Annotated in this window: 6 protein-coding genes and 1 pseudogene; 1 reads left to right on the forward strand and 6 read right to left on the reverse strand. The window is 73.0% G+C overall.

The features are described from left to right. Positions 1 to 161: 161 nt before the first annotated feature. The 5 genes from UW392_RS66180 to UW392_RS66200 all read right to left on the reverse strand — a co-directional run bounded on the left by UW392_RS66180 (position 162) and on the right by UW392_RS66200 (position 7,321). A complete protein-coding gene (locus UW392_RS66180; protein ID WP_414497882.1) occupies positions 162 to 1,802 on the reverse strand; it encodes a dipeptide ABC transporter ATP-binding protein in 1,641 nt (546 codons plus the stop codon). After that, the gene (locus UW392_RS66185; protein WP_320785114.1) at positions 1,799 to 2,716 is read right to left on the reverse strand and encodes an ABC transporter permease; all 918 of its coding nucleotides are present in this window, start codon (positions 2,714 to 2,716) and stop codon (positions 1,799 to 1,801) included. The genes UW392_RS66180 and UW392_RS66185 overlap by 4 nt, the downstream gene beginning before the upstream one ends. After that, positions 2,713 to 3,669: an ABC transporter permease gene (locus tag UW392_RS66190; protein WP_320785115.1), complete on the reverse strand. Its 957-nt coding sequence runs from the start codon at positions 3,667 to 3,669 to the stop codon at positions 2,713 to 2,715. Before UW392_RS66190 ends, UW392_RS66185 begins: the two co-directional genes overlap by 4 nt. Positions 3,670 to 3,675: 6 nt before the next feature. Beyond that, positions 3,676 to 5,286: an ABC transporter substrate-binding protein gene (locus tag UW392_RS66195; RefSeq protein ID WP_320785116.1), complete on the reverse strand. Its 1,611-nt coding sequence runs from the start codon at positions 5,284 to 5,286 to the stop codon at positions 3,676 to 3,678. Between the two features lie 205 nt (positions 5,287 to 5,491). Then, entirely contained in the window at positions 5,492 to 7,321 is a 1,830-nt protein-coding gene (locus UW392_RS66200; RefSeq protein WP_320785117.1) for a gamma-glutamyltransferase family protein, read from the reverse strand. Positions 7,322 to 7,441: 120 nt separating this feature from the next. Here UW392_RS66200 and UW392_RS66205 point away from each other — a divergent pair, with 120 nt between their 5' ends. After that, positions 7,442 to 8,347, forward strand: coding sequence for a LysR family transcriptional regulator (locus UW392_RS66205; RefSeq protein WP_320785118.1), 906 nt, complete (start codon positions 7,442 to 7,444; stop codon positions 8,345 to 8,347). Positions 8,348 to 8,398: 51 nt separating this feature from the next. Here the strand turns inward: UW392_RS66205 and UW392_RS66210 are convergent. Then, positions 8,399 to 9,683: pseudogene (locus tag UW392_RS66210) on the reverse strand (alpha-L-fucosidase). Positions 9,684 to 9,915 lie beyond the last annotated feature (232 nt).

Below are 9,915 nucleotides of genomic sequence, written 5' to 3' on the forward strand. Positions count from 1 at the left end.
ACCACACGCATGCGCATCCCCGTTCCCGTTCCCGCAGTTCCTGGCCTCGGCCGGTGATTCTGCGGGACGACCGGGGCCTTGCCGCAAGCCCCCCGGTGCGCTATAAGTTGAGAGTGGCAAGGAGCGGATGACCTCCTTGCCTTTCTCTTTTCCTCCTCGCCCTACACCACCCCCGCCCCCACCTCCGCACCCGGCACGGCGTCCAACAGCCGCCGTGTGTATAGGTGTTCAGGCGTGCCGAGCACCTTCTCCACCGCTCCCTGCTCCACCACACGTCCTTCCTTCATCACCACCACCTCGTGGGCGACCTCCCGGACCACCGCGAGGTCGTGGGAGATGAAGAGGTAGCTGACGCCGAGGTCGTCCTGAAGGGTGCGCAGGAGGGTGAGCACCTGGTCCTGCACGAGGACGTCGAGCGCGGAGACGGGCTCGTCGCAGACGACCAGGGAGGGGGAGAGGGCCAGGGCGCGGGCGATGGCGACGCGCTGACGCTGGCCGCCGGAGAGCTCGCCCGGGTGGCGGTGAGCCGTGCCGGCGGGCAGGGCCACCTGGTCCAGGAGCTCCGTCACACGGGTGCGGCGCCCGGTCCGGTCGCCCACTCCGAACACCGTGAGGGGCTCGGTGATCAGCTGCTCGACCGTGAACATCGGGTCGAGCGAGGCGTACGGGTCCTGGAACACCGGCTGCATGGCGCGGCGGGCCGCGCGGCGGGCGGCGCCCCGGGCGGCCCCGGCGCCCGCGACCGTAGTGCCGTCGAGGGTGATGGTGCCGTCGGTGGGCGCGAGCAGGCCCAGGACCATGCGGGCCGTCGTCGTCTTGCCCGAGCCGGACTCGCCCACCACCGCGGTGGTCCGGCCCCGCCCCACCGTGAACGACACCTCGTCCACCGCCTTGAACGGCGCGGACCCGCGCGCGATCCGGTACTCCTTGCTCACGCGCTCGACCGTGAGCAGGGGTTCCGGGTCCGGAGCGGGTGTACGGGGGCGGAACCCGGCGTGGAGGGAAGGAGCCGCCGCCACCAGGCGGCGGGTGTACTCGTGGGTCGGGGCGGTGAGGACCTGGCGGGCGGGGCCCGTCTCGGCCACCTCGCCCTGGGCCATCACCACGACCCGGTCGGCCCGTTCGGCGGCCAGCCCGAGGTCGTGGGTGATGAGGAGGAGGGCGGTGCCCAGGTCCCGGGTGAGGGACTGCAGGTGGTCGAGGATCTGCTGCTGGACCGTCACGTCCAGCGCCGACGTCGGCTCGTCCGCGATCAGCAGGTCCGGGCGGCAGGCCAGACCGATGGCGATCAGTACGCGCTGGCGCTGCCCGCCGGAGAGTTCGTGCGGGTACTGCCGGGCGCGCCGCCCGGGCTCGGGCAGGCCCGCCCGGGCGAGGAGTTCCACGGCGCGGTCGGCCGCCGTGCGCCGGTCGGCCAGGCCGTGGGTGCGCAGGGTCTCGGCGACCTGGCGGCCCACTCGGGCGGCCGGGTTGAGGTTGGTCATCGGGTCCTGCGGAACCAGGCCCACCACCCGCCCGCGCAACTGCCGCAGCCGCTTCTCGGGAGCGTGCGTGATGTCCTCGCCGGCCAGGCGGATCGAGCCGTCCGTGATGCGGGCGGAGCCGGGCAGCAGGCCCATGACGGCGTGGGCGAGGGTCGACTTGCCGGAGCCGGACTGGCCCACCACGGCCACGCGTTCGCCCGGCGCCACGGTGAGGTCCGCGCCGCGTACGGCGGGGTTGCCGCCGAAGGCCACGCACAGGTTCTCCACGTGCAGCAGCGGCGCGTCCGAGGTGCTCACGGACGGGGGTATCGTCGTCATCGCCGGCCTCCATAAGACTTCGTCTTGGGGTCGAGGGCGTCGCGCAGGGCGTCGCCGAAGAGGTTGAAGCCCAGGCAGATCAGGGCGATCGCGACACCGGGGAAGACACCTGGCCACGGGGTGCGCATCAGGTAGTTCTGGGCGTCGGCGAGCATGATGCCGAGGCTCGGGTCGGGGGGCTGGATGCCGAGCCCGAGGAAGGAGAGGACGGCCTCGCCGAGGACCGCCGCCGGCATGATCACTGTTGCCTGGACGATGATCGCGGAGAGCGCGTTGGGCAGGATGTGCCGGCCGAGGACGCGAACCGGCCCGGCGTCCATGGCGTGCGCGGCGAGCACGAAGTCGGCGCCGGCCAGCCGCAGCGTCTCGGCGCGTACGACGCGGATCATGGCGGGGACGTGGGCGATGCCGATGGCGACGGCCGCGTTGGCGAGGCCACCCCCGTTGATGGCGGCGAGGCCCACGGCGAGGATCAGGAACGGAAAGGCGAGCATCAGGTCGGCGAACCGGGACACCAGGGTGTCCAGCCACCGCCAGTACCCGGCGAGCAGCCCGAGCGGCACGCCGACCGCCACGGCCAGCAGCACCGCCAGCGCGCCCACCTGGAGCGAGGCGCGGGCGCCGTACAGCATGCGGGAGAGGATGTCGCGGCCGAGGTCGTCGGTGCCCAGGGCGAACCCGACGGTGGCGGGCTGCTGGAACGGGGTGCGGAAGTGCACCTCGGTGGGCGGGTACGGCGCCAGCCACGGGGCGAACACCCCGGCGACCAGCACGATCAGCAGGAGCACGGCGCCGGCGACGCCCATCGGGTCGCGCAGCAGCCTGCGCAGGATCCGGCCGCGGGACCGGCCGTCCGCGGCCGGCGCCGCCGTGGTGGTGCCCGGGGTGAGCGGGGTCTGCGTCACGGTGGTCATCGGGTCCTCCCGGAGATTCGTATACGCGGGTCGATCACCGTGTAGAGGACGTCGACGAGCAGGTTGATGACGATGTAGGCGCCGGTGATCACCAGGACCACGGCCTGGATCACCGGGTAGTCGCGGCTGAACACCGAGTCGAGGGTGAGCTTGCCGACGCCGGGCAGCGTGAAGATCCGCTCGGTGACGACGGCGCCGCCGATCAGGCCGCCCAGTTCCAGGCCGACGACGGTGACCACGACGACCAGGCTGTTGCGCAGCCCGCAGCGGAAGACGACCGCGGGGCCGCCGAGGCCCTTGGCGCGGGCGGTGCGGACGAAGTCGGCGGTGAGGGAGCCGACCATGGAACCCCGGGTCTGGCGCATGACGACGGCCGAGTGCGCGAGGCCCAGGATCAGCGCGGGCAGGGTGAGGTGGTACAGGCCGCGCAACGGGTCGTCGAGCGGCGAGACGTACCCGGAGGCGGGGAACCAGCCGAGGTTCACCGACAGGTAGAGCACGGCGAGGATGCCGAGCCAAAAGGTCGGCACGGACAGGGCGGTGAGCGAGAAGCCGTTCGCCACCCACTCCGGCCAGCGGCCGCGGAAGACGGCGGCCAGCACCCCGGCCGTCACCCCGAGCAGGACGGCGATCGCCATGGCGTACAGGGCGAGCTGGACGGTCACCGGCAGGGTGGCGCCGATCAGGTCGACGACGGGCGTGCCGGTGCGGACGGATTCGCCGAAGTCCCCGGTCAGGGCGTTCCCGGCGAATTTCAGGTACTGCATCACCAGCGGCTGGTCCAGACCGAGTTCGGCGCGGACGGCGGCGATGGTGGCGGGGGCGGCCTCCTCGCCGGCCATGGTGGTCGCCGGGTCCCCGGGCAGTGCGCGGACGCCGAGGAAGACGACGACGGAGGCGAGGACGAGGGTGAGGGCCGACTGCCAGAGCCGGTTCCCGAGGTAGCGGAGCATGATCTCTCAGCCCTCCTTCCCGGCCGCGCGGTAGGCGGCCCTGCCGAGCCGGACCACGCCGTCGGAGTAGACCTGGACGCCGGCCAGGGAGGTGGAGACGGCGGTCAGGTAGCGCTGGCGGTAGGTGTAGACGAGAGGGTTCTCGCGCTGGATCACTTCGACGGCCTCGCCGTACAGGGCGGTGCGTTCGGCGGTGTCGGTGCTGCGCGAGGCGCGGGCGAGCAGGTCGTCCAGCTGCTGCGAGGAGAAGCCGCCGTAGTTGGCCGACGAACCGGTGGCGAGGAAGCGGGAGGTGTTGGCGTCCGGGTCGATGCGGCCGGACCAGCCGAGCAGCACCAGCTCGAAGGTGCCGCGCTTCTGCACGTCGAGGAGGGTGGAGTACTCGACCGGCACGATGCGCAGGTCGAAGCCGCCCTCGGCGATGCTGGCCCGGAGGGCCTGGGCGTAACGGAGCTGGTCCTGGGAGTTGGAGACCTGGATGGTGACGCGGTACGGGGTGTCGACGCCGGCCTCGGCGAGGAGGCGGCGCGAGCGGGCGGGGTCGTACGGGGAACAGGCACCGCTCGCGTCGGAGGCGTAGGTGCTCTGCGGGGCGATGGGCGAACAGGCCGTCTCGTACCAGCTGTTGAAGGCCGTGTCGGCGAGCGCGCCGCGGTCGACGGAGGCGGCGAAGGCCTCCCGCACCCTGCGGTCGCTCGCGATCGGGGTGTCGATGCGCCCGGTCGGCTCGCCCACGCCGTTCACGTTGCCGGTGTTGATGGTGACGCCCGTGTACCCGAGCGACCCGGACTGCAGCAGGGTGAGGCCGGACTCCTTCCGTAGGGCGTCCACGTCCTGCGGCGAGATGGCGTCGGCGACCTGAATGTCACCGGAGCGCAGGTTGGCGGCACGGATGTTGGCGTCCGGCATGATCCGGTAGGTGATGGAGTCGAGGCGGACGTCGTCGGCGTCGTAGTAGAGCGGGTCGCGGGTGACCGTGATCGACGTCTGGGGGACACGCTCGACGAACTTGAACGGGCCGACGCAGACCGGGTGGTCGCCGAAGTCGTCACCCGTCGCGGCCAGCGCCTTCGGCGACATGATCATGCCGGCGCGGTCGGCGAGCGCGGCGGTGAGCGGCGCGAAGGGCGTCTTGTAGCGGACCACGACGGTACGGGCGTCGGGCGCCCGCACGCTGTCGACCGGACCCATCTCGGAGGAGCGCTGCGAGGTGGGCAGGGTGAGGTGGCGCTCCAGGCTGGTGCGGACGGCGGCGGCGTCGAACGGGGTGCCGTCCGCGAAGGTGATTCCGTCGCGGACCGGGATGGTCACGGTGCGGCCGTCGGCGCTGATGTCCGGCAGCGCGGCGGCCAGCTGGGGGACGACCTGCCCCTCGTCGTCGAGGTCGTAGAGCTTCTCGCAGATCGTGCTCATCACGTAGCGCGTGTAGAGGGAGCTGGAGGTGGTGGGGTCCAGGCGGTCCGGTTCGGAGGACAGGCCCATCGTCACCCGGCCGCCGGAGCGGACCGGCTGGTCCCCGACCGGGGTGCCGTAGGCCTCGGCCCGGCGGGCGGGCGCGGTGACGGCCTGGACGGGGACGCAGCCCGAGAGGACAGTTGCGGCCAGGAGGGCGGACACGGCTGCGGGAATGCGCCGGGACATTCCGCTCGGGGACTTCGAGAATTGCCGGGACTTCAAGAACTGCAGGGACTTCAAGAACTGCACGGGGGCTCCAACTCGGCGCACGGCTCCTTCGTCAGGATTTCCCGTACGCTATCCCCGGAGGCCCCCGTGAACTATTTCCACTGCATTAAGAAACGGGAATTTCCGTGTGCCGCGGAGTTCACCGCCCGACGGCATACCCCTGCATCATGCGCGGATTCGCCGCGGCCGACAGTACACCCGTCTCCGGATCGCGGGCCACCGCGCACAGACGCCCCTCCGACCAGGGGTTATTCACTGTGACGCGGTGTCCGCGGCGACGCAACTCCGCCACCACGGGGTCGCCGACACGGGATTCCACAGTGATCGTCCCGGGATTCATGGCGCGCGGATAGAAGGAAGAAGGGAATCCTTCCGTGTGCCAGTTGGGGGCGTCGATCGCGCCCTGCAGATCGTAACCGCCGCGGAATTTTTCGCGCAGGGCCACGGCCAGCAGGAAATGCAGGCTCCACTGGTCCTGCTGATCGCCGCCAGGAGTGCCGAAGGCGAGTACCGGAACACCGTCGCGCAGGGCCAGGGACGGGGTCAGGGTGGTGCGTGGGCGGCGGCCGGGCGACAGCGAGTTCGGCAGGCCCGGCTCCAGCCAGGTCATCTGCAGCCGGGTGCCCAGCGGGAAGCCCAGGCCGGGCACGACGGGGTTGGACTGCAGCCAGCCGCCGCTGGGCGTCGCCGAGATCATGTTGCCCCAGCGGTCGACGACGTCGAGGTGGCAGGTGTCGCCCCGGGTGGCGCCGTCGCGGGCCACGGTCGGCTCGCCGGCCCCCGGAGCGGCGGGCACCACCGGATCCGCCTGCCCCGAGGCACGCTTGGGCAGCCGGGGCGAACGCCCGTCGGGGCTGCCGGGCCGCAGTTCGTACGACGCGTTCCCGGCTTCGACCAGCGCCCGCCGCTCCGCGTTGTACTCCGGCGACAGCAGCGTCCGCAGCGGCACGTCGGCGCCCTCCGCGTCGCCGTACCAGGCCTCGCGGTCGGCCATCGCGAGCTTGGTGCCCTCGACGAGGGTGTGCACGTACTCGGCGCTCCCGTACGCCGCACCGCTCCCGGCGGTCCCGAAGTCGTCGTTCAGCAGGGCGAGTTGCTGGAGCAGCGCCGGGCCCTGGCTCCACGGGCCGGCCTTGGCCACGGTCCAGCCGTTCCAGTCGTGGGTGACCGGCTCTTCGTAGTGCGCGGCGAACCCGGCCAGGTCGTCACCGGTGAGGGTGCCCGCGTGCCGCTCGCCGGAGGTGTCCATGACGGGCCGGGCGGCGAACTCGGCGAGCGCCTCGGCTATGAAGCCCTCCCGCCACACCCGGCGCGCCGCCTCGATCTCCGCCTCCCTGCGCCCCGTGCCGGCACCGTCCGGGACGGCGGCCCCCGCCTCGGCGAGCAGGCGCCGCCAGGTCGCCGCCAGCGCGGGGTTCTTCAGCAGGCTGCCCGGCGCGGGTGAGCGGCCGCCGGGCAGATACACCTCGGCCGAGGTGGTCCACTCGGCCTCGAACAGCTCCCGCACCGTCTCGACCGTCCCGCCGACCCGCTCGACCACCGGGTGCCCGTGCTCGGCGTAGCCGATGGCGTACTTCAGCACGTCCGCCAGGCCCTTCGTGCCGTGGTCGCGCAGCAGCAGCATCCACGCGTCGAACGCGCCGGGCACGGCGGCGGCCAGCGGACCGGTGCCGGGGACGAGCTCCAGGCCGAGCGAGGTGTAGTGCGCGATGCTCGCCCCGGCGGGCGCGGGCCCCTGCCCGCACAGCACCCGGGGCCCGCGCCCGGCCGGGGCCAGGATGATCGGCACCTCGCCGGCGGGACCGTTGAGGTGCGGTTCCACGACGTGCAGCACGAAGGCCGCCGCCACCGCGGCGTCGAACGCGTTGCCGTCATCCTCCAGTACGGCCATGGCGACGGAGGAGGCCAGCCAGTGCGTGGACGAGGCCATGCCGAAAGTGCCCTGCAGCGTGGGGCGTGTGGTGAACATGGCGCGAGTAAACCCGCACGGCACGCGTACGTCCAAGACATGTATGACACTGTCGAGATAGCGAACAGCTATGGATGCGGGCGCGCGTCGCCGTCAGTACGACCGTCGAGGAGCGACCTCTTGGAACGCCGTCAGCTCGAGTACTTCGTGGCGATCGTCGAGCACGGCGGCTTCACCGCCGCCGCCCGGGCGCTGCACGTCGCCCAGCCCTCCCTGTCCCGGGCCGTCGGCAACCTGGAGCGCGACCTCGGCGTCACCCTCTTCCACCGGGTCGGCCGCCGGGCGGTGCTCAGCACCGCGGGCGAGGCGCTGGCGGAGCGGGCGCGACTGGTCCTCCGGGACTTCCAGGCGCTGCGGGCGGCGGCCCGCGCGCTCGGCGAGGGCCCGGTCGGCCGGGTCGACGTCGCGGCCACCTCGTCCTCCGGTCTGGAGCCGGTCGTGGGCGTCGTCGCCGAGCTGCGCGAGCGGCACCCCGGGGTCACCGTCAGCGTCTCCTCGGCCGGGTCGGCCGCCGAAGTGGTCACCATGGTGGCGCAGGGCCGCTGCGAGGCGGGCGTCTGTGGCAGCCCCGTGCGGCCCACCGGGCCCGGGCTGACCGCCCACTACCTGCGGGACGAGGAGTTCCTGCTGGTACTGCCGCCGGGCACCGTCCTGGACGGCGCCGGCCCGGCCGTGCGGCCCGGGGAACTGCGCGGAATGCGCTTCGTCACCACCGGGCCGACCACGGCCGTACGGGCACTGTTCGACCGCTTCTCGGCCACCGTGGGCGACCTCGCCGTGGCCGCGGAGGTGGCCGACCGCAGCATGGTGCTGCCGATGGTGCTTGAGGGCATCGGCGCGGCGCTCATGCCCGACGGCTGGGCCGACCTCGCACGGCGCGCGGGCGCCGCCGTCCATTCCTTCGCACCGCCCGAACGGATCGCCCAGTGGCTCGTCCACCGCGAGGGCCAGGTCACCCCCGCCACCCGGGCGTTCCTCGACACGACCCTCGCACGGGCGGCGGACCGGGCGCCCGGCCCCGGGTGAAACGCGTGCACGGGTCCGGTACTCCCGTCGCCGTACGTGCCCGGGCCGCCGTCAGCCGCGCCCCCGGCCGCGGTACAGGGGCAGCGGCCCGTCCAGCTCGACGGCCAGGACCGTCGCGTGGTCGTCGACGTCCGCGGCGGCCGGTGCGTCGATCCACGTCGGGCCCGGCACACCGTCCAGTCCGGGATCCGTGCTGTGGGCGAGCACGGTTCCCGGCCCGACGACGGTCACCCGCTCGACGCGGTTCACCAGACCGCGCAGGGAGACGACCTCGCGCGGTACGTCCAGGCAGAACAGGTAGAGGGTGCGGCCGTCCGCCGAGAGGGTGCTGGGGCCGTAGTGGTGCCCGGGCGGCAGCCCGGCGACCGTGCCGTGGACGGCGGCGCCGCGCCGGGCGATCCAGGCGCCGAGGCCCTCCAGCCGGGCGACCGCCTCGGCCGGGAAGGCGCCGTCGCCCCGGGGGCCCACGGCCAGCAGCAGGTTCCCGCCCATGCCGATCGTCTCGCTGAAGTAGCGCACCAGCTTCGTGACCGACTTGTAGCGGTGGTCGTCGGGGCGGTGGCTCCAGGAGTCGTTCAGGGGGCAGGGCGAGTTCCCACGGCCCGTCGGGGGCCGTCACGGGAACGCCCCGCTCCGGGGTGGCGTAGTCGCCGTGGCCGAGCAGGCGGCCGTTGAGGACGGTGTCGGGATTCTCGGTCAGGACGCGGTCGGCGATCTCGTCCGTGCCCCACTGCTCGGCGCTGCGTTCCCACTCGCCGTCGAACCAGAACAGGTCCGGCCGGAACCGGCGCGCCAGCTCGGTCACCTGCCCGTGCAGGCGGTGGCGGTAGCGCCGCCACGCGTCCGGGTCCTCCTCGCCGTCCGCCGGGACGACGTAGGGGCTGGTGAGGGCGGACTCGACGGTAATGGCGCTGCCGGGATCGGAGTGCACGACGCTGGCGTAGTCGGGGTGGTTCCAGTCGCTGAGGCTGTAGTAGAAGCCGACCCTCAGGCCGCGGGCGCGCAGCGCCTGCACGTAGCCGCTCACGAGGTCCCGTCGGGCCGGTGCGTGCCGCACCGTGTCCGGTCCGCCGTGGGCGGTGTCCCAGAGGGACACGCCGTCGTGGTGCCTGGTGGTGAGGACGGCGTACCCGGCCCCCGCCCGGGAGAACAGGCCGGCCCACGCCTCGGGGTCGTAGGCGTCGGCGGTGAAGCGCTCCAGCTGGGCCATGTACCGTTCGTGGCCGACGTCGCCCCGGTAGAAGGACCACGACTCCTCCACGCCGTCCACGGCGTAGATCCCGTAGTGGACGAGGATCCCGAGTCTGGCCTCTCGGAACCAGGGCTGCATCGGCATCGGGCTGCTCCTCCGCACGTCGGTCGCCGGGGCGGCCGGTCGCTGAGTTCTGCCCGCGGGCCCACCGGACAACGCCTGGCGACGTCCGACAACGCGACATGCCGCCCCGCGTCGGGACGCGGGGGCGGCATGTCACGGGACGACGGTGTGCGAGGCGGTCTTCCTCACTGCTGGTCGGGGTGCTCCCCGGGGCCGTCGAGCTGCGGGGACAGCGGCGTGGGCGACAGGTCGG

Source organism: Streptomyces sp. CRN 30, assembly GCF_034105845.1.